Annotated in this window: 22 protein-coding genes; 5 read left to right on the top strand and 17 right to left on the bottom strand. The window is 71.4% G+C overall.

Annotation, left to right across the window (positions count from 1 at the left end):
- Positions 1-13: 13 nt before the first annotated feature.
- The gene (locus ACFPQ9_RS16630) at positions 14-787 is read left to right on the top strand and encodes an SDR family NAD(P)-dependent oxidoreductase (protein ID WP_380853421.1); all 774 of its coding nucleotides are present in this window, start codon (positions 14-16) and stop codon (positions 785-787) included.
- On the opposite strand, the gene ACFPQ9_RS16635 is transcribed toward ACFPQ9_RS16630, so the two are convergent.
- The gene (locus ACFPQ9_RS16635; RefSeq protein WP_380853423.1) at positions 750-4,412 is read right to left on the bottom strand and encodes a hypothetical protein; all 3,663 of its coding nucleotides are present in this window, start codon (positions 4,410-4,412) and stop codon (positions 750-752) included. The genes ACFPQ9_RS16630 and ACFPQ9_RS16635 overlap by 38 nt on opposite strands.
- Before the next feature lie 99 nt (positions 4,413-4,511).
- On the opposite strand from ACFPQ9_RS16635, the gene ACFPQ9_RS16640 reads away from it, so the two are divergent.
- Positions 4,512-5,204, top strand: coding sequence for an ester cyclase (locus ACFPQ9_RS16640; protein WP_380853425.1), 693 nt, complete (start codon positions 4,512-4,514; stop codon positions 5,202-5,204).
- Positions 5,205-5,274: 70 nt separating this feature from the next.
- Here the strand turns inward: ACFPQ9_RS16640 and groL are convergent, their stop codons facing one another.
- The 4 genes from groL to ACFPQ9_RS16660 all read right to left on the bottom strand — a co-directional run bounded on the left by groL (position 5,275) and on the right by ACFPQ9_RS16660 (position 9,347).
- A complete protein-coding gene (groL, locus tag ACFPQ9_RS16645) occupies positions 5,275-6,900 on the bottom strand; it encodes a chaperonin GroEL (RefSeq protein ID WP_380853427.1) in 1,626 nt (541 codons plus the stop codon).
- A gap of 118 nt (positions 6,901-7,018) precedes the next feature.
- Positions 7,019-7,327: a co-chaperone GroES gene (groES, locus tag ACFPQ9_RS16650; RefSeq protein WP_003998759.1), complete on the bottom strand. Its 309-nt coding sequence runs from the start codon at positions 7,325-7,327 to the stop codon at positions 7,019-7,021.
- 206 nt (positions 7,328-7,533) lie between these two features.
- Positions 7,534-8,340, bottom strand: a complete 807-nt coding sequence (locus tag ACFPQ9_RS16655; protein ID WP_380853429.1) for a polysaccharide deacetylase family protein — start codon at positions 8,338-8,340, stop codon at positions 7,534-7,536.
- Positions 8,337-9,347, bottom strand: a complete 1,011-nt coding sequence (locus ACFPQ9_RS16660; protein WP_380853431.1) for a polysaccharide deacetylase family protein — start codon at positions 9,345-9,347, stop codon at positions 8,337-8,339. The genes ACFPQ9_RS16655 and ACFPQ9_RS16660 overlap by 4 nt, the downstream gene beginning before the upstream one ends.
- 112 nt (positions 9,348-9,459) lie before the next feature.
- On the opposite strand from ACFPQ9_RS16660, the gene ACFPQ9_RS16665 reads away from it, so the two are divergent.
- A complete protein-coding gene (locus ACFPQ9_RS16665; protein WP_380853433.1) occupies positions 9,460-10,632 on the top strand; it encodes a THUMP-like domain-containing protein in 1,173 nt (390 codons plus the stop codon).
- Here ACFPQ9_RS16665 and ACFPQ9_RS16670 read toward each other — a convergent pair whose 3' ends face one another.
- The 4 genes from ACFPQ9_RS16670 to ACFPQ9_RS16685 form a co-directional block, all read right to left on the bottom strand.
- The gene (locus ACFPQ9_RS16670; protein ID WP_380853435.1) at positions 10,633-11,922 is read right to left on the bottom strand and encodes an RNA polymerase sigma factor; all 1,290 of its coding nucleotides are present in this window, start codon (positions 11,920-11,922) and stop codon (positions 10,633-10,635) included.
- A 46-nt stretch (positions 11,923-11,968) separates the two neighbouring features.
- Complete coding sequence (locus ACFPQ9_RS16675) at positions 11,969-12,325, bottom strand: YciI family protein (protein WP_380853437.1); 357 nt, start codon at positions 12,323-12,325, stop codon at positions 11,969-11,971.
- A gap of 135 nt (positions 12,326-12,460) precedes the next feature.
- Positions 12,461-13,525, bottom strand: a complete 1,065-nt coding sequence (locus ACFPQ9_RS16680) for an LCP family protein (RefSeq protein WP_380853439.1) — start codon at positions 13,523-13,525, stop codon at positions 12,461-12,463.
- Between the two features lie 140 nt (positions 13,526-13,665).
- The gene (locus ACFPQ9_RS16685; RefSeq protein WP_380853441.1) at positions 13,666-14,799 is read right to left on the bottom strand and encodes a LacI family DNA-binding transcriptional regulator; all 1,134 of its coding nucleotides are present in this window, start codon (positions 14,797-14,799) and stop codon (positions 13,666-13,668) included.
- 121 nt (positions 14,800-14,920) lie between these two features.
- Here ACFPQ9_RS16685 and ACFPQ9_RS16690 point away from each other — a divergent pair, with 121 nt between their 5' ends.
- Positions 14,921-17,242 (top strand): beta-xylosidase/alpha-l-arabinosidase, encoded by a 2,322-nt coding sequence (locus ACFPQ9_RS16690; RefSeq protein WP_380853443.1) that lies wholly within the window; start codon positions 14,921-14,923, stop codon positions 17,240-17,242.
- A gap of 15 nt (positions 17,243-17,257) precedes the next feature.
- On the opposite strand, the gene ACFPQ9_RS16695 is transcribed toward ACFPQ9_RS16690, so the two are convergent.
- The 5 genes from ACFPQ9_RS16695 to tsaB all read right to left on the bottom strand — a co-directional run bounded on the left by ACFPQ9_RS16695 (position 17,258) and on the right by tsaB (position 21,456).
- Positions 17,258-17,542, bottom strand: a complete 285-nt coding sequence (locus ACFPQ9_RS16695; protein ID WP_380853445.1) for a hypothetical protein — start codon at positions 17,540-17,542, stop codon at positions 17,258-17,260.
- Positions 17,539-18,897, bottom strand: coding sequence for an RNA-guided endonuclease IscB (gene iscB, locus ACFPQ9_RS16700; protein ID WP_380853931.1), 1,359 nt, complete (start codon positions 18,895-18,897; stop codon positions 17,539-17,541). The genes ACFPQ9_RS16695 and iscB overlap by 4 nt, the downstream gene beginning before the upstream one ends.
- A 288-nt stretch (positions 18,898-19,185) precedes the next feature.
- On the bottom strand, positions 19,186-20,307 hold the full coding sequence (gene tsaD / locus ACFPQ9_RS16705) for a tRNA (adenosine(37)-N6)-threonylcarbamoyltransferase complex transferase subunit TsaD (protein ID WP_380853447.1): 1,122 nt from the start codon (positions 20,305-20,307) through the stop codon (positions 19,186-19,188).
- Positions 20,300-20,773: a ribosomal protein S18-alanine N-acetyltransferase gene (rimI, locus tag ACFPQ9_RS16710; protein WP_380853933.1), complete on the bottom strand. Its 474-nt coding sequence runs from the start codon at positions 20,771-20,773 to the stop codon at positions 20,300-20,302. The genes tsaD and rimI overlap by 8 nt, the downstream gene beginning before the upstream one ends.
- A gap of 26 nt (positions 20,774-20,799) precedes the next feature.
- Positions 20,800-21,456: a tRNA (adenosine(37)-N6)-threonylcarbamoyltransferase complex dimerization subunit type 1 TsaB gene (tsaB, locus tag ACFPQ9_RS16715; protein WP_380853449.1), complete on the bottom strand. Its 657-nt coding sequence runs from the start codon at positions 21,454-21,456 to the stop codon at positions 20,800-20,802.
- A 126-nt stretch (positions 21,457-21,582) separates the two neighbouring features.
- Between tsaB and ACFPQ9_RS16720 the strand changes: the two genes are divergently transcribed.
- Positions 21,583-22,137 (top strand): hypothetical protein, encoded by a 555-nt coding sequence (locus ACFPQ9_RS16720; RefSeq protein ID WP_380853451.1) that lies wholly within the window; start codon positions 21,583-21,585, stop codon positions 22,135-22,137.
- Here ACFPQ9_RS16720 and ACFPQ9_RS16725 read toward each other — a convergent pair.
- From ACFPQ9_RS16725 to ACFPQ9_RS16735, 3 genes are all read right to left on the bottom strand, one after another.
- On the bottom strand, positions 22,134-22,319 hold the full coding sequence (locus ACFPQ9_RS16725) for a hypothetical protein (protein ID WP_380853453.1): 186 nt from the start codon (positions 22,317-22,319) through the stop codon (positions 22,134-22,136). The genes ACFPQ9_RS16720 and ACFPQ9_RS16725 overlap by 4 nt on opposite strands.
- 128 nt (positions 22,320-22,447) lie before the next feature.
- On the bottom strand, positions 22,448-22,990 hold the full coding sequence (gene tsaE / locus ACFPQ9_RS16730) for a tRNA (adenosine(37)-N6)-threonylcarbamoyltransferase complex ATPase subunit type 1 TsaE (RefSeq protein WP_380853455.1): 543 nt from the start codon (positions 22,988-22,990) through the stop codon (positions 22,448-22,450).
- Complete coding sequence (locus tag ACFPQ9_RS16735; protein ID WP_380853457.1) at positions 22,956-24,197, bottom strand: alpha/beta fold hydrolase; 1,242 nt, start codon at positions 24,195-24,197, stop codon at positions 22,956-22,958. The genes tsaE and ACFPQ9_RS16735 overlap by 35 nt, the downstream gene beginning before the upstream one ends.
- Positions 24,198-24,225 lie beyond the last annotated feature (28 nt).

Here is a 24,225-nt window from a genome sequence, read left to right on the forward strand (position 1 = left end):
CTAATCTTGCGCCATGACAACGGCATTGATTACGGGATCGACCGCGGGTATCGGCGCCGCGTTCGCACGGCGGCTGGCCGCCGACGGGCACGACCTCGTCCTGGTGGCCCGGGACACCAAGCGGCTGCGCGAGCAGGCGACCGAACTGCACGACCGGCACGGCATCGAGGCCGAGGTGCTGACCGCCGACCTCGCCGAGGACACCGGCATCGAGAAGGTCGCCGCCCGCCTCGGCGACCGCCGCAACCCCGTCGACCTGCTGATCAACAACGCCGGCTTCGGCAACAAGGGCCGCTACCTCGACGTCTCCATGGCCGACGAGCTGAAGATGCTCAAGGTGCACTGCGAGGCGGTGCTGCGCCTGACATCGGCGGCGGCCGAGGCGATGCGGGAGCGCGGGCGCGGCGGCGTCGTCAACGTCGCGTCGGTCGCCGCCTTCGTACCGCGCGGGACGTACGGCGCGTCCAAGGCGTGGATCGTGCAGTTCACACAGGGGGCGGCGCGGGATCTGGCCGGAAGCGGGGTGCGGCTGATGGCGCTGTGCCCCGGGTTCGTGCGCACGGAATTCCATGAGCGGGCCGGAATGGGGACGGACAACATTCCGGGGTGGATGTGGCTGGACGCGGACAAGCTGGTGGCGGCGGCGCTGGGGGATCTGGCGCGGGGGAAGGCCGTGTCGATTCCGGATCCCCGGTACAAGGTGCTGTTGGGGGCGGCGAAGTTGGTGCCTCGGGGGATGCTCGGCGGGATCAGCTCCCGGACCGGGCGGAAGTACGGGCCGCAGTAGGCGGGGTGCCGGCCGCCGCCCGGCCGGCCAGTGCGTCGACGATCAGCGGGACGGTGCCGGGCTCGACCCGGATCAGGGTGGGCAGCACGTCCTGGAGCGACAGGTACCGCAGAGCCCGGGCGAGAAGCAGCCGGCCGCGGGCGGGATCCGTGCCGGGGGCGAGGAGCTGCCAGAAGCGGGCCCGGTCGGCGCCCGGGACGGTGCCGGACCGCTCTGCCGTGCGGACGAGTTCCTCGGCTCGGGTGTGCTCGCCGGTGCTCACCAGGGCTTCGATCAGGGCGCGGAGCAGATGCGGCCGGCTTGCGGACCCGTCGTCGCCCGACTCGGTCCGCACCAGTTCCAGAGCACGGTCGTACTGCTTCATGACCACCATCCCCCGAAGGACGGACCACCTGTCCGCGGGGTCGTGCCGGGGGCGGTCGATCACGCGAGCCAGCAGCCGCGCACCGGCCGCGTCCTGCCCCACCGCGAGATAAGCACGCAGCACATCACCGACCGCCGACGCGTAGGTCCCCCGCTGAAAGTCCCCCTCGGCGTCCGCATGGGCCCGCGCCGCGCCCGCCGCGTCACCCGAGGCCGCCAAGGACAGCACGAGCAGGGCATGGGCACGGGCCCGGTACTGACCGCGGGTCAACTCGGCGACAAGTGCGCGGGCACGCGCCGCGTCCCCCGCTCGGAGCGCCCTGTCGACGATCGTCGTACGCAAGCGGTCGCGGGTCTCGCCGTACACCGCCTCCGTCAGCGCCGTCGCCCTGTCGAACTGCCCGCGCTCACAGAGCGGTTCGACAAGGACCTCCTCCGGGTAGAAGTAGAAGCCCCTGGAACGGTCCCTGGGAGCGGCGCGGAACCGGCGCACGAGGTCTTCGGCCTCGTCGAACCGCCCCGTCCAGGCCAATGCCTCGGCCACCTCCGCCACCCGGAACTCCAGGTCGCGGTCGTCCGGGGCCTCGTCGCTGTCGGGTCCGGGGATCTCCGGGATCTCGACCTGGGCCAGCACGGCCTCGGCCGCGGCGGTCTCGCCCTGCCGGCCGAGGATCCGTACCGAGAGCGCGGCCTTGAGACTGCCGCCCCGGCTCGGTCTGCGCAGTTCGGCCTCCACCCCTGCGACCAGACGCGTCACGCGCTCGGCTGTGCCGGAGTCGTTCGCCGCGGCGGCCACGGCACCGCGCAGGAGCGCCTCGTAGCCCTTCACGGAATCATGGCGGTCGGTCGCGGCGAAGGACAGCCGCGCCAGCTCCAGTGACCGGTCGAAGTCCCCCGCCAGGGCCCGTGCCTCGATGACCCCGTGCAGGGGGTAGCCGTCGAACATCCGGTTCGGTGCCTCGCGTGCCAGGGCCTCGGCCCGGTCGAGGTCGCCGGCCGCCGTCAGCACCTCGACCAGCGAGGCACGGGCCCGCGCCCGTTCCGCCCCGTCGGGGTGGTCCCGGACCAGTCGCTCCAGTTCCTCGTACGCCCCCGAGTCCGCGAGGCCCTTCGCCACGCCGCGCAGCGCTTCGGCTCTGACGTCCCGGTCCAGGGACCCCGGTTCGGGCTGCTCGATACGCTCGGCGAGCGCCCGGGCACGGTCGATCTCACCGGCGCCGGCCCACCCGCCCGCCACCCGGCACAGGCTCCAGGCCCGGTCCTTGTCGCTCTCCAGGAGCGACGCCGCCGCCTCGGCCCTGGCGTACTCCCCCATGTCCACCAGGTCCCGGACGAGGTACCACAGCGCGGGCGACGCGCTCATGGTCTCGTCCACACGCGCCAAGCACCTTCGGGCGTCGTCCTCCCGGCCGGTCAGCCGCAGTGCGTGGGCGGTCCAGAGCAGCACCAGTGCTTCGGCCCCGGGGCCGGCGGCGCGGGCCAGTGACTCGGCCCGGTCGAGCCGGTCGAGCCGTACCCAGACGGAGGCCACGCCGGCGGCGCCGAGGGCGCGCGCGCTGATCTCCTCCTCCGCCAGGCACAGGGCCTCGGCCCGGTCGAGATCTCCGGACTGCGCCCAGGACAGGGCCAGTTCGCACACGAAATGGGCGCGCGGGAGGGAGAACGCCTCCGGCTCCGCGTGGAAGAGATCGTCGGCGTGGTCGGGCAGCCCGAGGTGGAGCCAACCGCGGAACGTGTCCGTCAGCACCCATCGCCGGTCGCGCTCCTCGACCCGGCCGCCGGGCCCGGCCTCGGCCTCCGCCTCCTCCAGGAGCCGCACGGCGCCGTCCGCGTCACCGTGGTTCGCGAGTTCCCCGGCGACATCGACCAGCGCGTGCACCCGCTCGCCCGGATCAGGGATGCTGCGCGCCAGCGCCTCCGCCCGACGGGTGCGCCCGAGAGCTGCCCACGCCCGGGGCAACGCCCTGGTCAGGAGGTCGTTACGGCCCTCCAGCTCCTCACGCCGCAGCGCGAGCCGGGTGACGTCAAGGAGATCGGGCGTCCCCGACTCGACCAGCAGATCCTCGGTGGTCCGGATCTCGGTCAGCGCCGCCGCATCGCCTCCGGTGGCCTCGAGCATGCGGTCGTGCCGTGTCTCGTCCACGGCACAGCCGACCATGCGCGGCAGATCCCGCCGGCCCCGCAGCATCCGGAAGTACCCGCGCAGCAGGTACTCCGGTGTGTCCGCCGGCCAGCCCCGCGCCCGCCACTCCTCGGCCCACGCGTGCAGCTCTCCCCGGTACCGGTCGAGTTCCCGCGCACCCAGCATCTCCTCGGCCTGGGACTGGAGTTCCTCGTGGCCCAGCAGATAGACGCTCGCCCGGACTCCGAAGGTGCGCCCCGCCCGGGTGCGCAGCACATCCCGTACGTCGTAGGGCACCGCCCCGGTCAGCGCGGCCAGGTCCTCGGCGGTCAGGCCACCGCCCGCCGCCGTCACCAGCCCCAGCAGGTCGTACTCCAGGCCGCCGGCCTCGATCAGCCGCTTCAGTTCCCGTTCCGCCTCGGTGCGGACGGCGCGGGCGTACGGCGACGGGGACAGGGTGCGCACGATCGCGGGATCGCGCAGCGGATGGTTGTCGGGTACGTCGCCGGGGAGCGGCGGGTTCAGGCGGCCCGCGACCAGGACGCGCATGCCCGCGTCCGGGCGGGCCGGCAGCAGGGCGGCGATGCTGTGGGCATCGGGCCCTGTGGTCACGCCGCGGTCCTCGTCGAGGCCGTCGAGGAGCAGGATCAAGCGCTCGCCGTGCGCCGCGCAGGCCCGCGCGGCCGCCCCGTACAGATGCAGGAGGTGGGCTTCGCGGGTCGCCTCGGTCAGATGGGCGGGGAGGTCCTCGCCGGCCAGCTCCGCCAGCTGCTCCAGTACGACGTCGACGTACGCCACGACGTCGTTCTGGGCGCCGAGGCGGGCCGTGACGAAGAAGGGAACGATGCGGGCTCCCGGCGGCGGGTTCAGTGCGAACCGCGACATCAGGGCCGTCTTCCCCGCCCACGCCGGTGCCCGCCACCAGGCGTAGACCGGACCGGATTCGGCGGTGCAGAAGTCGGCGAGTGCCGCCAACTCGTCGTCCCTGCCGACCAGTTGCGGCGGGGCGATCCGCCGTACCTGCTCCCAGTAGGCGGAGCGCACCGGCGAGGCGAGCAGGATGCGGTTGTGGTCGCCGGTGACGGCGAGCCCGATGTCCTGCCCCGCGGCCACCGACCGCTGTTTCCCCCACCAGCGCATGCGCTCATGATGCCAAAGCGCCGACAGGCACAGGGCGGCGCGGGCGAGGACAATGGTGGTGTCCGGCCGCACCCAGGGGTACCGGGAGGCGACGACGTCATGACCTTCGTGCAGCTGATCGATTGCAGGACCAGTCGGTTCGACGAGATGAACCGGCTGATGGACAGGTGGGTCGAGCAGACCAAGGGGAAGCGGACGGCGACGCACGACGTCATCGGGAAGGACCGCTCCGACTCGGGACACTTCATCGAGATCGTGGAGTTCGCGTCGTACGAGGACGCGATGCGCAACTCGAACCTTCCCGAGACCGACCGGATCTTCCAGGAGATGGTCGCGCTCTGCGACGAGACGCCGACGTTCACCGATCTCGACGTCGTGCGGGACGAGCAGCTGAACTGCCTGGCCGCGCGGAGCTTCTTCGAGGACATGGGGAGGATGGCGCCGGAGGCCATCGGGGGGCATCTCACCGACGACTACGTGGATCACGATCCGTCGTATCCGGAGCCGGTGCACGGCGTCGAGGGGATCCGGGAGCAGTACGCCGGATGGCGTGCCGCCTTCGACTTCGCGTTCCGGATCGACGACCAGCTGGCCCAGGACGACCAGGTGTGCACACGCTGGACGTGGAGCGCCCGGCACACGGGTGAGTTCCTGGGGATCACGGCGACCGGGCAGGACGTGACCATGCAGGGCATGACCTGGCAGCGGTTCCGGGACGGCAGGATCTGCGAGGGACACTGGATGTACGACCGGGCCGGGCTGCTGGAGCAGCTCGGGGTACTCGGTCAGTGACGCCCGCGAAGGGAGAAGCCCCCACTGCCGTGGCAGCGGGGGCTTCTTCGTGTGAGGCGGGCCTCAGTGCTCAGTGGGCGTGCCCGTGGCCGTGGCCACCGGCCGCCGGCTCCTCCTCTTCCTTCTTCTCGACGACCAGGGTCTCGGTCGTCAGAAGCAGGGAGGCGATGGAGGCGGCGTTCTCCAGGGCGGAGCGGGTCACCTTGACCGGGTCGATGACGCCGGCCTTGACCAGGTCGCCGTACTCGCCGGTCGCGGCGTTGTAGCCGTTGCCCTTCTCCAGCTCGGCCACCTTGGAGACGATGACGTAGCCCTCGAGGCCGGCGTTCTCGGCGATCCAGCGCAGCGGCTCGACGGCGGCCTTGCGGACCACGGAGACACCGGTGGCCTCGTCGCCGGTCTTGTCGAGGTTGCCCTCGAGGACCTTGACGGCGTGGACCAGCGCGGAGCCACCACCGGAGACGATGCCCTCCTCGACCGCGGCGCGGGTCGCGGAGATGGCGTCCTCCAGACGGTGCTTCTTCTCCTTCAGCTCCACCTCGGTGGCGGCGCCGACCTTGATCACGCACACGCCGCCGGCCAGCTTCGCGAGGCGCTCCTGGAGCTTCTCGCGGTCCCAGTCGGAGTCGGTGTTCTCGATCTCGGACTTGATCTGGGCGACGCGGCCCTGGACGTCCTCGGACTTGCCGGCGCCGTCGACGATCGTGGTGTCGTCCTTGGTGACGGTGATGCGGCGGGCGGAGCCCAGGACGTCCAGGCCGACCTGGTCGAGCTTGAGGCCGACCTCCTCGGAGATGACCGTGGCACCGGTGAGGGTCGCCATGTCCTGCAGCATCGCCTTGCGGCGGTCACCGAAGCCGGGGGCCTTGACCGCGACCGCGTTGAAAGTGCCGCGGATCTTGTTGACGACCAGGGTCGACAGCGCCTCGCCGTCGACGTCCTCGGCGATGATCAGCAGCGGCTTGGAGGCACCGGCCTGGATGACCTTCTCCAGCAGCGGCAGCAGGTCCGCGATGGAGGAGATCTTGCCCTGGTTGATGAGGATGTAGGGGTCCTCCAGGACCGCCTCCATGCGCTCCTGGTCCGTCACGAAGTACGGCGACAGGTAGCCCTTGTCGAAGGCCATGCCCTCGGTGAAGTCCAGCTCCAGACCGAAGGTGTTGGACTCCTCGACGGTGATGACACCGTCCTTGCCGACCTTGTCCATCGCCTCGGCGATGAGCTCGCCGACCTGCTGGTCCTGGGCGGACAGCGCGGCGACCGCGGCGATGTCGGACTTCTCGTCGATCGGGCGGGCGGAAGCCAGGAGGTCCTCGGAGACGGCGGCCACGGCCGCGTCGATGCCCTTCTTGAGCGCGGCCGGGGAGGCACCCGCGGCGACGTTCTTCAGGCCCTCACGGACCAGCGCCTGGGCCAGCACGGTGGCGGTGGTGGTGCCGTCACCGGCGATGTCGTTGGTCTTGGTCGCCACCTCCTTCACCAGCTGGGCGCCGAGGTTCTCGTACGGGTCCTCGACCTCGACCTCACGGGCGATCGTGACACCGTCGTTGGTGATGGTGGGCGCGCCGAACTTCTTGTCGATGACGACGTTGCGGCCCTTGGGGCCGATCGTCACCTTGACCGTGTCGGCCAGCTTGTTGACGCCGCGCTCGAGGGCGCGACGGGCGTCCTCGTCGAACTTCAGGATCTTCGCCATGACAGCGGGAGCCCTCTCGAAATCTGTGGGTTCAAAAAGACACTGCGCCCCGGGCGCCCGGCTTCTCTAAGTGGTCGCGGGGGCCAGGGGCGCAGCTGGAAAAACTCTGAGGTGGTGCTTACTTCTCGATGATCGCGAGCACGTCGCGAGCCGAGAGGACGAGGTACTCCTCGCCGTTGTACTTCACCTCGGTGCCGCCGTACTTGCTGTACAGCACGATGTCGCCGGTCTTGACGTCGAGCGGCAGGCGCTCGCCGTTCTCGAAGCGGCCCGGGCCCACGGCCAGGACGACGCCCTCCTGGGGCTTCTCCTTGGCGGTGTCCGGGATGACCAGGCCAGAGGCGGTGGTCTGCTCGGCGTCGAGCGGCTGGACCACGATGCGGTCCTCAAGCGGCTTGATGGCAACCTTGGAGCTGGTGGTCGTCACGATCCGACCTCCCCCTTCGGAGATCTCACGGGGTTAACTGTCTGAGGTGGCGACCAGGTGGATCCGTCGTCGCGGGTGCCGGACCTGCCCGTCGCGTAGTTGGCACTCTCCAGTGGGGAGTGCCAGACCCGAGACTATGACCGTGATTAGCACTCGGTCAAGCGGACTGCTAATTCACCACGGCGCGGCGTATCGCGGCGGTGCCGCTACAGGTAGTCCTCCAGGCGCCCCACCGCCAGGCCACACTTCTGAATCTCCCGCAGCAGGCGTGTCGTGCGCTCCCGCAGACTCAGCCCGGCCGGCTCACCCGAAGGGACGGACACGATGTCGCCGGCCCGCAGCCGGGCCGGGCCCTTCGCATACGTCAGCCCGCCGTCGCCCCCCATCGCCGCCCGCCACAGCACGACCGCCGTCACCCCGCAGTCGGCCGCCGCCCGGAGCGTGGTGGTGTCGTACGTGCCGTAGGGCGGGCGGAAGAGGCGGGGGCGGATGCCGAAGCGGGCGCGGAGCTTGTTCTGCTGGCCGCAGATCTCGGCGCGCTGTCCGGCGTACGGCAGGCCGCGCAGGGCGGCGTGGTCGAGGGTGTGGTTCTGGATCGACGCGCCCACCGCGCGCAGCCGGGCGAAGTGGCCGTAGCCCGGGCCGACCACGCTGTCCGTGAGGAACATGCTGACGGGCAGCCGCAGCTCACGGACCATGTCGACGAAGCGGGGGTCCTTCTCGGCGCCGTCGTCGTAGGTGAGGAAGACGACCCGGTCGCGGGTGGGGACGTGGTGCACGACGGGCAGCGGGCCGCCGGCCGGGTGCGGTGGCCGGCGGGCGGGTGGCGACGGGGGCGCGGGCAGCGGGGCGGTCAGGCCCCAGTGGCGGTACGGCCGGCTCGTGTGCGTCGGATTCTTCGCCGACCGTGCCGTCTGCTCGCGGGGGTCGGCCGGACCGGTCGCACAGCCGGCGAGAAGGGCGGACGCCAGGACCACGGCCGCGAGCGCCCGCACCCCCGGCGGCGGCCTCACAGGTAGTCCTCCAGCCGGGCCACGGCGTACCCCTCGGCCGTCACCTTGTTCAGGAACCGGCGGATCATGTCGGGCATGGTGCCCTTCCAGTCGTTCCGGCCCCGGAAATGAGTGAGCACGATGTCACCCGGTCGGATCTTCCGGTCCCACTCGCGGTACTCCCAGTGGTCGACGAAGACCTCCTCGTTCCACAGCGGGACGTACTTGATGCCGCAGGACTTCGCGGCGCGCAGGGTGGCCCCGTCGTAGTTGCCGAAGGGCGGGCGGAAGAGCAGCGGGCGCTTGCCGTAGCGCTCCTCGATGATCTCCTGCATACGGCAGATCTCGTGCTGCTGGCCGCGGTAGGAGAGGGCCGGGAGGTAGGGGTGGTGGAGGGTGTGGTTGTTCAGCACCACGCCGGAGCGCTGCATCCGCCCGAAGTAGCCGTAGTCGTCCTCGATCACGTAGTTGCTGAGGAAGGCGGTGTACGGCAATTGAAGATCGCTCATCATCCGCAGGAAGGCCGGGTCCTTCTCGGCGCCGTCGTCGATGGTGAGGAAGACGACCCGCTGCTTGGTCGGAATGGTGGTGAAAACGGGCGGCAGGCCGAGTTCCTCGTGGCCGTCGACCTCGAATCCCTCGCGGGTGGTGATCCGCGGCTTCCTGGCGGGGGGCGGCGGGGGCGTGAGCGGGATGCCGTCCAGGCGCCAGCGCCGGGCGGCGGCGATCCGGGCGGCGCGGGCCTCCTGAGCCGACTTGAGCTTCTTGGCCTGCGGGTGGACGGCCGGCGGCGGCGCCTTGAGCGGCGGCCGGCTCGTCGTGGAGCCCGCGGTCTCGGATCCGTCTCCCGCCCCGGGTACGGCTGGGGTCCCGGATCCGCCGGGCTGCGCACAGCCGGAGGCGATGGCGGCCGCGACGAGCACGGCCATGACGCCGTGGACGCGCGCACGCCGGGCCGTCCGCTGACGGCGTCCTACGGCGACCGCCCCATTTCCGAGGCTTTTGTCATTTTGTACTACTAGTCGCATGGAGCCGGATCCTGGCAGGCACCCGCCCCGAACCCGCGCCGACACCGCGGCAGCCGACGGACCATCCACCGACTGGCCGATAGCGGGGTGGCACCTGGTCGACAATGTCCCGGTGAACGACCACCTCGCCTCCCTCTCCTTGCTCCTGACCCCCGAGGGCCGCGCCCTCCTCGACGTCGTCCGGGACACCGACCCCGCCGACGAACTCGCCGTCGCCACCCGGCTGCGTCGCGAGCACCCCGCCGAGCTGGTGTCGGCGGCCCTCGGGCAGGCGCGGCTGCGGCAGCGGGCGGTGGCGAAGTTCGGGGCGGCGGACGCGGGGCGGATGTTCTTCACGCCGAACGGGGTCGAGCAGTCGACGCGCGCGAGTGTGGCCGCCTACCGGGCGGGGCGGATGCGGGAGCTCGGCATCGGCTCGGTCGCCGACCTGTGCTGCGGGATCGGGGGCGACGCCCTCGCGCTGGCGCGGGCCGGGATCCGGGTGCTGGCGGTGGACCGGGATCCGGCGACGGCGGCAGCGGCGCGGGCGAACGCCGAGGCCCTCGGGCTCGCCGACCTCATCGAGGTGCGGGAGGCGGACGTCACCGAGGTGGACACCGGCGGCTACGACGCCGTGTTCGTCGACCCCGCCCGGCGCGGCGGTCGCGGGAGGATCTTCGACCCCGAGGCGTACTCGCCGCCACTGTCCTGGGCCGTCGACGCGGCACGCGAGGCCCCGCACGCCGCTCTGAAGATCGCGCCCGGCATCCCCCACGAGGCGGTCCCCGACGACGCCGAGGCCGAGTGGATCTCGGACGGCGGGGACGTGAAGGAGGCCGTGCTGTGGTTCGGCACCGCCCCCGGAGCGATTCGCGCCACCCTGCTGCCGGGCCCGCGCACCCTGCTCTCCCGCGGTCTGCCCGACCCCGAAGTCCGTCCCGTCGGGCGGTACTTGTACGAGCCCGACGGCGCCGTCATCAGAGCCCATCTGGTCGCCGAGGTCGCCGAGGACCTGGACGGCGGGCTCGTCGACGCGACCATCGCCTACATCACGGCCGACGAGCTGCGGCAGACGCCGTATGCGACGGCCTACGAGATCACCGACCGGCTCCCCTTCAACGTCAAGAAGTTGAAGGCGCTGCTGCGGGAGCGCGAGGTGGGTGTCCTGACCGTCAAGAAGCGCGGCTCCGCCGTGGAGCCGGAGGAGCTGCGCAGGAAGGTCAAGCCGCAGGGGCCGAACGCGGCGACGGTGTTCCTGACCCGGGTGGCGGGGGCGCCGACGATGCTGGTGGGGCGGCCCGCGTAGTCACACCCCGGTGTCCGCCGCGCGCCTGAGCAGCATCTCCCGCTCCGGCTCGTTGCGGGTCAGCGTCGCCGCGCGCTCGAACTCCGCCCGCGCCTCCGCCGTACGGCCCAGGCGCCGGAGCAGGTCACCGCGGACACTCGGCAGCAAGTGGTAGTCCCGCAGCGCCGGTTCGGCGGCGAGGGAGTCCACGATCTCCAGCGCCGGCTCCGGGCCCTCGGCCATCGACACGGCGACCGCGCGGTTCAACTCGACGACCGGGGAGGGCACTCGGGCGGCGAGGAGGCCGTAGAGGGTGGCGATGGTCTTCCAGTCGGTCTCCTCGTAGGTGTAGGCGTGCGCGTGGCATGCGGCGATGGCCGCCTGGAGGGCGTACGGGCCGGGCCCGCCGGTGGCTGTGGCGTCGGCCCGGGACAGGGCCGTGATGCCGCGGGCGATGAGCATGCGGTTCCAGCGGCCGCGGTTCTGGTCCTTCAGCAGGATCGGCTCGCCGGACGGGCCGGTGCGGGCCGCCGCGCGGGACGCCTGGAACTCCAGGAGGGACGTCAGGGCGTGCACCTCCGGCTCCTTCGGCATCAGCCCCGACAGCACCCGGGCCAGCCGCAGCGCGTCCTCGCACAGCCCCGGGCGCAGCCAGTCGTCGCCGGCCGTGGCGGCGTACCCCTCGTTGAAGATCAGGTAGATGACGTCCAGGACGGAGCCGAGGCGGGCCTCGCGGTCGGGGCCGTAGGGGACCTCGAAGGCGACGTTCTTGGTGGCGAGCGTGCGCTTGGCGCGGACGATGCGCTGGGCGACCGTCGGCTCCGGGACCAGGAAGGCCCGGGCGATCTCGGGGGTGGTCAGGCCGCCGAGGAGGCGCAGGGTGAGGGCGATGCGGGCGTCCGGCGACAGCACCGGATGGCAGGTGGTGAAGACCAGGCGGAGCAGGTCGTCGTCGATGTCGTCGGGGTCGGACGGCTCCTCGGGAGGTGCCGTCGTCTCCAGGTCGCGGCCGATCTCGGCGAGCTTGCGGGCGTAGTTCTCGCGGCGGCGGATCAGGTCGACGGCGCGGTGCTTGGCGGCGGCCATGAGCCAGGCGCCGGGGTTGTCGGGCACGCCGTCGCGCGGCCACTGCTCCAGCGCGGCGACCAGCGCGTCCTGCGCGAGTTCCTCGGCGATGCCGACGTCGCGGACCATGCGGGCGACGGCGGCGATGACGCGCGGCGACTCGATACGGAAGACGGTCTCGACGGTCGCGGCCGGGCCGGCGGGGGCACGGCCGGCGGCTGCGGTGGGCTGGGGCTGTGGTTCCACAGCCCACCATCAGACACCCGTACGGCCACGGAGCCAAGGAACCGGCTCAGCCCTCGGCGATCTCCCGCACCTCGCAGGTCACGGTCCACTCCTCGCCGTGCACCTTGACGAACCGCTTGGTCCACTCCAGGGCCTCGGCCATGTCCTTGCACTGCATGAGCGCGTAGCCACCGACGACCTCCTTGGACTCGGTGAACGGCCCGTCGGTGACGGAGATGCTGCCGCCCTCCCAGTGCACGCGGCTGCCCTGTGCGGAGGGCGTCAGTCCGGCCGTGTCGAGCATGACGCCGGCCTTGGTGATCTCCTCCAGGAGCTCGCCCATCCGCTGCATCATCTCGGGGCTCGGGCCCTCGGCGGGGGCGGTGGACTCGTCGATCTTCACGAGCGACAGGTAGCGGGGCATGGTGGCTCCTCGGTGGTACGGGACCGGGTCCTTCCCGGTCTCTCACCCCTGCGTCGAACGGCGGGCCGCCCGATCGACACGCTCCCCGGATTTTCTCCCAGGATTTTTCCGGCCGCTTCCCGCACCTGGCCCCCCTCAGCGCAGCGACTCCCACAGCTCCCCCGCCTCCGGCTCCTCGGCCACCACCCGGTTGCGGTCCGAGGCCGCCGGTACGACGGGCATCATGACCGTCCGCACCGTGTCCGACGTCAGACCGCTCAGGCTGCGGCCGAGGCTCACCAGTTCGGTCAGGGAGTCCAGGCCGGTGTCGGTGGTCAGGCCGGCCGTCACCGCGTCGGCGACCCGGTAGAGCCTGGCGGGGTCGGTGAGCAGGGAGGTGGCGGAGATCTGGTCCAGGAGGGCCTTCACCAGGGTCTGCTGAAGGTCGATACGGCCGAGGTCGCTGCCGTCGCCGATACCGTGCCGGGTGCGGGCGAGGGCCAGGGCCTGCTCGCCGTCCAGGTGGTGCGTGCCCGCTTCCAGGGTCAGATGGCTGTCCTCGTCGTCGATGTCCTCGTCCGTGGTGACGATGACGCCGCCCAGCGCGTCCACCAGCTTCGCGAAGCCGGAGAAGTCGATCTCGATGTAGTGGTCCATGCGGATGCCCGTGATCGACTCGACGGTCTTGACGGCACAGACGGGGCCGCCGACCGCATACGCGCTGTTGAACATGGAGTTGTAGGCCACCTCCGTCGACCCACCCGACGGCAGCGGGCAGGACGGCCGGGTGACGAGGGTGTCGCGCGGGATGCTGACGACCGTCGCCCCGGTGCGGCCGGCGTCGATGTGCACGACCATCGCGGTGTCGGAGCGGGCGCCGGTGCTGCTGCCGCCGCCGAGTTCCTTGTTCTCCTCGCCGGCGCGCGAGTCCGAGCCGAGGACCAGGACGTTCAGGGAGCCCGTGGGCAGCGGGGAGGCGGAGGCGGCGGGCGCCGGGGTCGTCATGGCTCGCGGCGGACGGTTGTCGCCGAGCGCGCTGTCGATGTCGACGCTCTCGATGTTGCCGTTGAGGTGCCAGTAGACCCAACTCCCCGCGGCGACGGCCGAAGTCAGCAGACCGGCGAGGAGGAGGCCGACGGTCTTGAGCGCTGTCGACCGCCGGCCCGTGTGTATGACGTCGTCCCCGTCCGTATCCCGCCCGTTCGCGCCAAGTCCCGTCATAGGCAGGAACGTACGTCCGAATTATTACGGCCAGGGACGCCAGGGCCGCTTTTCTTCGGAAATTCTCAGACTTCCGGACCGAACCGGCCCCGTCCCGCCCAGGCCATGGCCACCGCCGAACACTCGAAAGTTTCGGATCGTCAACCGACTTGCTTCGGCGCGGTGTTCGACGGCGGCTCCGCCGTACTGCTGCGCACCACGAGGCTGGTCGCCAGCTCCACCCGGGTCGCCGGCGTCCCCGTCTCCCGCGCCAGATCCAGCACCAGCCTCGCCGCGGCCTCGGCCATCTCCGTCAGCGGCTGCCGTACGGTCGTCAGCGGCGGGCCGACCCAGCGGGCGACCGGCAGATCGTCGAAGCCGACGACGCTGAGGTCCTCGGGGATCCGCAGCCCCAGCTCGCGCGCGGCCTCGTACAGCCCGAGCGCCTGGAGGTCGTTGCCGGCGAAGACGGCGGTCGGCCGGTCCGGGCGACGCAGCAGTTCCAGGCCCTGCCGGTAGCCGGTCTCGTGGTGGAAGTCGCCGGGCCGGACCAGGTCCTGATCGACCGGCAGCCCGGCCGTCTCCAGCGCCGCGCGGTAGCCGTCGAGGCGGGCGCGGCTGCACATCATGCGGGACGGCCCGGTGATCGCGCCGATCCTGCGGTGGCCGAGCTCGACCAGATGCCGGGTCGCGGCGAGCCCGCCCTGCCAGTTGGTGGCGCCGATGGACGGCACGTCGGCGCCCGGGTCGCCCGCCGGGTCCATCACCACGAACGGGATCGAGCGGCTGGTGAGCAGGGCGCGCTGGGACTCGTCGAGGCCGGACAGTACGAGGACCACGCCGTGCGGGCGGCGGGCGGCGACCTGGTCGGCCCAGGTCCTGCCCGGGGTCAGCCGCCCGGCGCTCTCGCTCAGCACCACGCTCAGCCCGGCGTCACGGGCCACGTTCTCCACGCCCCGGATGACCTCCATCGCCCACGCGCTCTCCAACTCGTGGAAGACCAGGTCGATCAGGGGCGAGCGGCCGGCCTCGGCCCGCCGGCGCCGGTAGCCGTGGGCGCGCAGCAGCTCCTCGACGCGGGTGCGGGTGGCCGGGGCGACGTCGGCTCGTCCGTTGAGGACCTTCGAAACAGTCGGCGCGGACACACCGGCCTCACGGGCGATCTCGGCGAGCGTCGCGGTCTGCGTGGACCGGCCGGTCGTCGGCGCCGTCGTCGTGGTCGTCCGGGTTTCCGACGTTGTCGGCCGGCTTTCCGACTCTGCCGTCCGGGCTTCAGCGGGCTCACGGGCTGTCATGGCGGCGATCGTATCCCTGCGCGACCTCTTGACGAACCCTTCTCGCCACACCTAGGTTCCGGAACATTCGAGGTGAATAACGAAACATTCGCGAGTGGGCCATCGCCCCGACAGGAGTTTCATGACCACCGCCCCCTGGCGCGACCCCGCCCTGCCCGCCGCCGTCCGCGTCGACGACCTCCTCTCCCGGATGACCCTGGAGGAGAAGACCGCCCAGCTGTACGGCGTATGGGTGGGCGCCGCCACGGACGGTGAGGCACGGACCGACGGAGTCGCCCCGCACCAGCACGACATGACCGCCGACTACGACTGGAACGAGCTGATCGCCCTCGGCCTGGGCCAGCTCACCCGGTCCTTCGGCACCGCCCCCGTGGACCCGGCACTCGGCGCGCGGGCACTGGCCCGCGCGCAGCGCCGTATCGCCGGGGCGAGCCGCTTCGGCATCCCGGCGGTGGCCCACGAGGAGTGCCTGGCGGGCTTCACGGCGTGGCAGGCCACGGCCTACCCGGTCCCGCTGGCCTGGGGAGCCACCTTCGACCCGCCGCTCGTCGAGGAGATGGCCCACCGCATCGGCGAGGACCTGCGCTCGGTCGGCATCCACCAGGGACTGGCCCCCGTCCTGGACGTCGTACGCGATCCGCGCTGGGGCCGGGTCGAGGAGACGATCGGCGAGGACCCGTATCTGACCGGCACGATCGGCACGGCGTACGTCCGGGGCCTTCAGTCGGCGGGCGTCATCGCGACGCTCAAGCACTTCGCCGGGTACGCGTCCTCGGCGGGCGCGCGCAACCTGGCACCCGTGCGGGCGGGCGTCCGCGAGTTCGCGGACATCACGCTCCCCCCGTTCGAGATGGCACTGCGCGAGGGCGGGGCGCGGTCGGTGATGGCGGCGTACAACGAGACGGACGGGGTGCCGGCGTCGGCGGACCCGGGCCTGCTGACCGAACTTCTGCGCGAGGAGTGGGGTTTCACGGGCACCGTGGTCGCCGACTACTTCGGCATCGGTTTCCTGGAGACCCTGCACCGGGTGGCGGGCAGCCCGGCACAGGCGGCGCACCTGGCGCTGGCGGCGGGCATCGACGTGGAACTCCCGACCCTGAAGTGCTACGGAGAGCCGCTGGTAGAAGCCGTCCGGGCGGGCGAGGTCCCGGAGGAACTGGTGGACCGGGCGGCCCGCCGGGTCCTGCGCCAGAAGTGCGAGCTGGGCCTCCTGGACGAGGACTGGACCCCGGAGGCGACGGGGTCCCGGATCGACCTGGACTCCCCCGAAAACCGCGCGCTGGCCCGCAGGGTGGCCGAGGAGTCGGTGGTGTTGCTGGACAACCCGGACGGAGTGCTGCCGTTGTCCCCCGACGCCCGCATCGCGGTGGTGGGCCCACGCGCGACGGACGCCCTGGCGATGCTCGGCTGCTACTCCTTCCCGTCCCACGTCCTCACGCACCACCCCGAGGTGCCGATGGGCATGGAGATCCCGACGATCCTTCAGTCGCTGCGCACCGAACTCCCCGACGCCAAGGTGACGTTCGCGGAGGGCTGCGACGTCCTGGACCCCGACACGGCCGGCTTCGAGGAGGCGGTGGCGCGGACGTCCGAGGCCGATGTGTGCCTGGCGGTACTGGGCGACCGCGCGGGCCTGTTCGGGCGCGGCACCTCGGGCGAGGGCTGCGACGTGACCGACCTGCGGCTGCCCGGCGTACAGGCCGCGCTCTTGGACGCACTGGTGGCGACGGGCGTCCCGGTGGTCCTGGTCCTCCTGACGGGCCGCCCGTACGCACTGGGCCGCTGGGACGGTCGACTGGCAGCGGTCGTCCAGACCTTCTTCCCCGGCGAGGAGGGCGGGCCGGCGGTGGCGGGCGTCCTGTCGGGCCGCGTGAACCCTTCGGGGCGGCTGCCGGTGAGCGTGCCGCGGGAGCCCGGAGGCCAACCCTGGACATACCTTCAGCCGCCGCTGGGGTTGGCGGGTGAGGTCAGCAACCTGGATCCGACACCGCTGTACGCCTTCGGGCACGGCGGGACGTACACGGAGTTCTCCTGGGAGGACTTCCGGGGGACGGCCCCGGAGATCACGACGGACGGCACGTACGACCTCTCACTCACCGTCCGCAACACGGGCGAGCGGGCGGGCGCCGATGTCGTCCAGCTGTATCTGCACGATCCGGTGGCGTCGGTCACGCGGCCGGACGTGCGGCTGATCGGGTATCAGCGGGTGGAGCTGGACGTGGGAGAGGCGGCGCGGGTGACTTTCCGTTTCCACGCGGACCTCTCGGCGTTCACGGACCGCTCGGGGCGGAGGGTGGTCGAACCCGGGGTGCTGGAGTTGCGGTTGGGGGTTTCGAGCGCGGACGTACGGCATGCAGCATGCCTGCACCTCGTGGGACCGGCACGGACGTTGGGCACCGACCGGCGCCTGCTGTGCCCGGCGGATGTATCAAGGGTTGGGTGACGTTGGTCGGGTACGCTACGGGAGGGGCCGGCACCCTGTTCGGTCGGCGGCCCCCATCGACTCGAATCGCCACCGATGCACGGCGCGAGTCACCAACCCCGGGTCCGGGTTCGGGAGTTCGGGGAGATCGGCATCGTACGCCGCCTCCCACCAAGTGATGACGAGGACTCGGTCCTGCGGCGCACGGAACGTCTCGCGGCGCTCCGGCTCGCGCTCCAGCACCTGGCTCTTTGCCCAGGCCAGCAGTTCCTCGCCGCGCCCCGCGATGGCCCGTGCCTCCCACATCAGCGCAACAGTCATCGAACTCCCGCCTCGTCACGCGCCGCGTAGGCATAACCGTCGGCCCGTTGAAGAAGTCGCACATGCCGATGATGGATGCCCTGGATGAGACCGTGTCGGGTACGCATGTTGAACCTGCCACTAGTACGCACTGCGATCCGGCCCACGTGTGTCCCTGCATACCGACCGGTGGGAATCACGGCACGTGCACAGTCCCCGGTCTGGAAACCGAAGACGGCCTTGGCGCGTGGGTTGGTCTTGCGTGGAAAACCATGGCGATCGAGGTCGGTTCGGCGATACCGGCCACGTCCACTGGCAGCGACGGTCAAGACCCTGCGCGGATGCACGGTGACCGTGCTCAGAACTCCGACGCAGAGGGCATCCAGCGTGTGTGACTTGGGAAGACCCACACGTTGTCTGTTCCATTTCGTACGTCCGCCCGTCGCGATACGCACACGGGTAAAGACTGGATCCAGGGCACGGCAGAGGGCCCAGCGCGTGGCATTGACCGCAGCAGCATCTCGCAGTGGCTTCTTGGCCTGCGCGCGGATGCACGCAGCCAGTGCGGGCTTGTGCTTGAGGAATTCCTCAATGGAGGTGCTGCCTTTGGCGTGGTTACAGGGGATGCAGGCCACAGCAAGGTTACTGATGCGGTCGGAGCCGCCACGGCTTCGCGGCTCGATGTGGTCGATGTTCAGCGGCACGCCGGAAGCACCGCAGTAGGCACATTTCCGCTGCCACTTGGCGAGGAGGTATTCGCGCACTTCGGTGCCCACGAGGGTGCCGTGCTGGTACTCGACCCCCACCAATGCGTCTCCGGAGGCCAGCAGATGAGTATCGAATGCCGTCAGCTCGACGTGGACGGCGGTGACCGGCGCCCAACGGGCCAGCCGAGTGGCCCACGTCATGGTGGTCCCCACCCGGTGGCGTAGGGACGGCGCGAGCCATCCTTCAGGGCGCACACGGTTGTGGAAACGGGGTGCGCGGTAGCGCAGGTTGCGGGTTCGCCGTCCGCGCCGGTGGGCAGCACGCGCGGTGAGCTTGTCGCGGATCTGACTGCCCCTGTGCTGGAGTTCGACATGGTACAGGCCCCGGCGTACGCCGTCCTCGGCAGCTGCGAACACTGCGAGGCCCGTGTATCTGCTGCCAGGGTCGATGCCCAACTCCACGCCGTCCACCACCGATTCGGCGACAGTACGGTCTTTGAGACGGATGACGAACGGCGTGTGCCGGGCAACGACCGCCCGGCCCACCTTCAGTAGCTTGCGTGCCCTGGCAGGGCTAGTCGGCTGCAATGGCTGTCCATGCCGGTCCCGGACGAACACCACAGGATGAGGCAGATTAGACAGACGGGCCGCAAGGCCCTCTCCCGGCACCGAAGCGCCGGGGTGACGCCGGTCGGACTCGGTGACGCCCTTCCCGGTCTCCCCTCGACCATGTTCCACGCCGGGTACCACACCGTCGGTGTGGTCTTCGCGCCCCGTTTCGTCCCTGCTCCCGGGGGTGTCTGCTGACGCGAATTCCAGAGCAAGCTGCTGAGGAAGCACAACTTGGTGGGTCTGCTGTCCTACGTGAAACGTAGCCATCTGGTCACCTCCTCATGGAGATGGCTGGGTCTGGTCACCCACGGGCCGTCGTGCTTTCAGCAGACAAACCCCCCGTCCCTAGAGGCGGGGAGCGGGTGACGAGTACAGGTTCTCCTTGCTGACCTCATGTACGTGGTCATGTCGATGATGCCCCGGCACATGCGTATCCGTCACAGGAAGCGAAGAATCCGCCGAAAGATCCCACGACGACGATGTTCGGTTCCTTGCCACCATCTCCGCGCCCAGGGCCGCCACCATCGCGCCGTTGTCGGTGCACAGCTTCGGCCGCGGCACCCGCAGCCGGATACCGGCCGCCTCGCACCGCTCCTGCGCCATCGCCCGCAGCCGGGAGTTGGCGGCCACGCCGCCGCCGATCATCAGGTGGTCGACGCCCTCGTCCTTGCAGGCGCGGACCGCCTTGCGGGTCAGGACATCCACGACCGCCTCCTGGAAGGAGGCCGCAACGTCACGCACCGGCACCTCCTCCCCCGCCGCGCGCTTGGCCTCGATCCAGCGGGCGACGGCCGTCTTCAGTCCCGAGAAGGAGAAGTCGTACGCCGGGTCGCGCGGGCCGGTCAGTCCGCGCGGGAAGGCGATGGCACCCGGGTCGCCCTCGCGGGCGTAGCGGTCGATGACCGGGCCGCCGGGGAAGCCGAGGTTCAGCACCCGGGCGATCTTGTCGAAGGCCTCGCCGGCCGCGTCGTCGATGGTCGCGCCGAGCGGCCGTACGTCCGAGGTGATGTCCGTCGAGAGCAGGAGGGAGGAGTGGCCGCCGCTCACCAGCAGCGCCATCGTCGGCTCCGGCAGCGCGCCGTGCTCCAGCTGGTCGACGCAGATGTGCGAGGCGAGGTGGTTGACGCCGTAGAGCGGCTTGCCCAGCGCGTAGGCGTACGCCTTCGCCGCCGACACACCCACCAGCAGCGCGCCGGCCAGGCCCGGACCGGCGGTGACCGCGATGCCGTCCAGATCCCGGGCGCTCACCCCGGCCTCCTTCAGCGCGCGGTCGATGGTCGGGACCATCGCCTCCAGGTGCGCCCGTGAGGCGACCTCCGGCACGACACCGCCGAAGCGGGCGTGTTCGTCGACGCTGGAGGCGACGGCGTCGGCGAGCAGGGTGGTGCCGCGGACGATACCGACACCGGTCTCGTCACAGGAGGTCTCGATACCGAGGACGAGGGGTTCGTCCCGCGAGTCAGCCATTGATCTCGGTTCCTTGTACGGAGTTTTCGGGGGCGGTCAGTCGCATCACCAGGGCGTCCACGTTCCCCGGCTGGTAGTAGCCGCGTCGGAAGCCGATGGCCTCGAAGCCGAAGCGCTCGTAGAGCTTCTGTGCGCGGACGTTGTCCACCCGGCACTCCAGCATCACTTCGGCGCACTCGAAGTCGCTGGCGGCGCGCAGGAGTTCGGTGAGGAGACGGCCGCCGAGGCCCGTACCCCAGTGGTCACGGGCGACCGCGATGGTCTGGACGTCGGCGAGGTCCCCGGCGGAGGCGAGGCCGGCGTAGCCCACGACCCGGTCGGACGCCTCGGCGACGACATAGCGCCGGGTCGCCTCGGGCCCGCGCGAGTGGGCCAGTTCGGACCAGAACATGCCGCGGGACCAGGCGTCCTCGGGGAACAGGGCCTTCTCCAGCTCCAGCACGCGGTCGATGTCCCACCAGCGCATCTCGCGCAGCACCACTGTCGCCTGTGTCACTTGGGGGTGACCACCTTGTAGTTCTTGGGGACCTGGGCGTCGGGCCGGCGCAGATACAGCGGCCGGGGGGCCGGCAGTTCCTCGCCCGCCGCCAGCTTCTCGGCGGCCAGCGCCGCGAGCGCCGCCGCCGACACATGCTCGGGCTCATGGGCGCGGGGGAAGGTGTCGGGGTACAGCAGCGCGCCCGCGCCGACGGCCGGCAGCCCGGCGACCCGGTCGGCGATATCGGCGGGCCGGTCGACGGCCGGGTCGGTCAGCCGGGTGCGGGAGTCGGCGTACCGCGCCCAGTAGACCTCCTTGCGCCGGGCGTCGGTCGCGACGACGAACGGGCCCTTCTCGATGTCGGCCGCGTAGGCGAGGCCGTCCAGCGTGCACAGGCCGTGCACGGGGACGCCGAGGGCGAGCCCGAAGGTGTCGGCGGTCATCAGGCCGACGCGCAGCCCGGTGTAGGGGCCGGGTCCGATGCCCACGACGATGCCGGTGACGGCGTCGAGTTTGAGTCCGGCCTCGGCGAGGACGCGGTCGACGGCCGGCAGCAGCAGCTCGCCGTGCCGGCGCGCGTCCACCTGGCTCGAGGAGGCGATGACGTCCGTGCCGTCGTGCAGCGCGACGGTGACGGCGGGGGTGGCGGTATCCAGAGCGAGCAAGAGCACGCAAACAGCCTACGGCGCCCGCGCCCCGGGAAGTGCCGCCGCGTTGCACGGCCCGTTCACCCACCGGGTGCCTGCTACGGTCGGACCGGATCACGATCCGGGACACGAACGCTGAGGTGGGCGAGGGTGGCAGGCAGCAGCTCCTCAATCGTGGCGGGGCTGACCACGGCTGCCCTGGCGGCCGTCGGCTTCCTCGCCTTCCAGGCCTCGGCCACCGTCCCGGCCGACCTGGCGAGGCCGCGGATCGGGGACGCACCGGGGGTGAGCACCTCCAAGGCGCCCCGCGACCGCGACGACCCCCGTGCGCTGCCCGACGGATCCGGTGCGGGTGAGCGGGTCGTGTACTCGGTGGACGACGACCGGGTGTGGCTGGTCGACGAGGGCAGCGAGGTCAAGCGCACGTTCCGGGTGAACCCCGGAACGGTCGACCCCCTGCCGGGCATGTACGCGGTCACCTCCCGCTCCAACACGGCCACCGGCACCGACGGCGCCTCCATCGAGCACGTCGTGCGGTTCGCGAGCGTGGACGACGTCACCATCGGCTTCAGCGCGACCGTCAGAAGCGCCACGGCGCATCCCGACCCGGCCCTGAAGACGGGCGGTATCCGTGAGTCACGGGCGGACGGCGAGGCGATGTGGGACTTCGCGACGATCGGCCGGGCGATCGTGGTGATCCGCTAGGCGGCCTGGGCGGCTTCGCGGTGCCCGCGCGCGGGTCGTCCGGCCCCCTGCTGCCCGGCCGCCGGATCGCGTGGCGGAGTCGAGATCAGTCTCGCCGCGGCGCCGGCCGCGAGAAGGTCATGCATGGAGACCCCGGCGACCGCCTGCGGCCGCTGCTGGGCCTTGTTCTCCGATGCCGGCATGGACGCCTCCTGGGGGCCGGGGGCGGACGTAGTTAGGCACACCTAACTACGGGCTGGGTACCATGTGAACACGCCCAAGACCACGAACGCAATATTTTGCCGACGCCTTGTCGGAATGTTCATCGGGCTCAGGCGGACAGCACGCTCAGGTCCACAGCCGCCCAGCGCTCCCCGAGCCCGGTCACGGTCACCTGCCGCACCTCGTCGGTCTCCTGGGGCCCGGGGGTCCCCTGGGAGGACCCGGCGCCGACGGTCCGGTGGATCACGATCTGGAGCCGCTCCTCGGTCAGCTCCTCGACCTTGCCCTCGCCCCACTCCACGACGATCACCGAGTCGGGCAGCGAGACGTCGAGATCGAGGTCCTCCATCTCGTCCAGGCCGCCGGACAGCCGGTAGGCGTCGACGTGGACGAGCGGCGGCCCGTCGCCGAGGGAGGGGTGCACACGGGCGATCACGAAGGTCGGGGACGTGACCGCGCCCCGTACCCCCATCCCCTCGCCGAGCCCGCGCGTCAGCGTCGTCTTGCCCGCGCCGAGCTCCCCGCTGAGCATCACCAGGTCGCCGGCGCGCAGCAGCTTGGCGAGGCGGCGGCCCAGCTCCCGCATCTGGTCGGGAGAGGTGACGGTCAGCTGAAGGTCACCGGCGTTGTGCGGTGCTGCTGGTGCTTCCATAGCCACTAACCGTAGCCCCTGCCGGTACGGCACCCGCCCGGGTGAGGAGGTCGGCCAGACGGTCGGTGACCACTTCCGGGTGCTCCAGCATGACCAGGTGCCCGGCGTCCGGCACCAGGACCAGTTCGGCCTCGGGCAGATGGTCGGCGATGGCCTCGCTGTGCTCACTGGGCGTGACGAGATCGCCCACGCCGGCCAGGACGAGCACCGGCATGTCCGTGAAGAGGGTGAGCGCCTCGGTCTTGTCGTGGTCGGCGAAGGCCGGGTAGAACTCCGCGACCACGTCGATCGGCGTGCCCTCGATCATCCGCTCGGCGAACCGGGCGACGGCCGGGTCGACGTCCCGGGACGAGAACGAGTACCGCTTGATGATCCCCGCGAACAGGTCGGCGGTGGCCCGCCGCCCCTTCTCCACCAGCTCGGCCCGCTGTCCCAGCGCCTTGAGCACTCCGGGCAGGACCCGCCGCACCGCGTTCACCCCGGCGACGGGCAGCCCGAAGTTGACCTCGCCGAGTTTCCCGGACGACGTACCGACGAGCGCGGTGGCGACGACCCGGTCGCGGATCAGGTCCGGGTACTGGTCGGCCAGCGCCATGACGGTCATGCCGCCCATGGAGTGCCCGACCAGCACGAGCGGCCCCTGCGGCGCGGCCGCGTCGATGACGGCCTTCAGGTCGCGCCCGAGCTGCTCGATGTCGACGTGCCTGCCCTCCTGCGTCTGGGCGACGCCGCGCCCGGAGCGGCCGTGGCTGCGCTGGTCCCAGTGCACGGTGCGGACGACGCCCCGCAGCGCGGCCCGCTGGAAGTGCCAGGAGTCCTGGCTGAGGCAGTAGCCGTGGCTGAAGACGACGGTGACGGGGGCGGGTGCCTTGCGCCCGAAGAGCCGTCGCCGGCGCGGGCTGAGGGCGGGCGCGGCCTCGGGGTCGATGTCGTCGACCTCGTAGTACAGCTCGGTGCCGTCGTCGGAGTACGCCTTGCCGGGTGTGCCGCGCAGCGAGCCGTACGGTCCCGCCGAGTCGAGGGCGAGTCTGGCCTTCTGCCGCATGCCGCGGCCCACGGTCATCCGCTCTATGGCGACGCCGGCCGCGGCGCCCGCCGCGATCACGCCTATCGCCGCTCCGGCGATACCGGTCGCCCTGCGCCAGTTCGCGGCCGCCCCCGTGGCGGAGGCGACGGCCGCGACGGCCTCCGCACTGCTCTCGCTCACGTACCGCTCCTCTTCGCTGGGTCTGGTG

The organism is Streptomyces coerulescens (assembly GCF_042657965.1).
Lineage (GTDB): Bacteria > Actinomycetota > Actinomycetes > Streptomycetales > Streptomycetaceae > Streptomyces > Streptomyces coerulescens.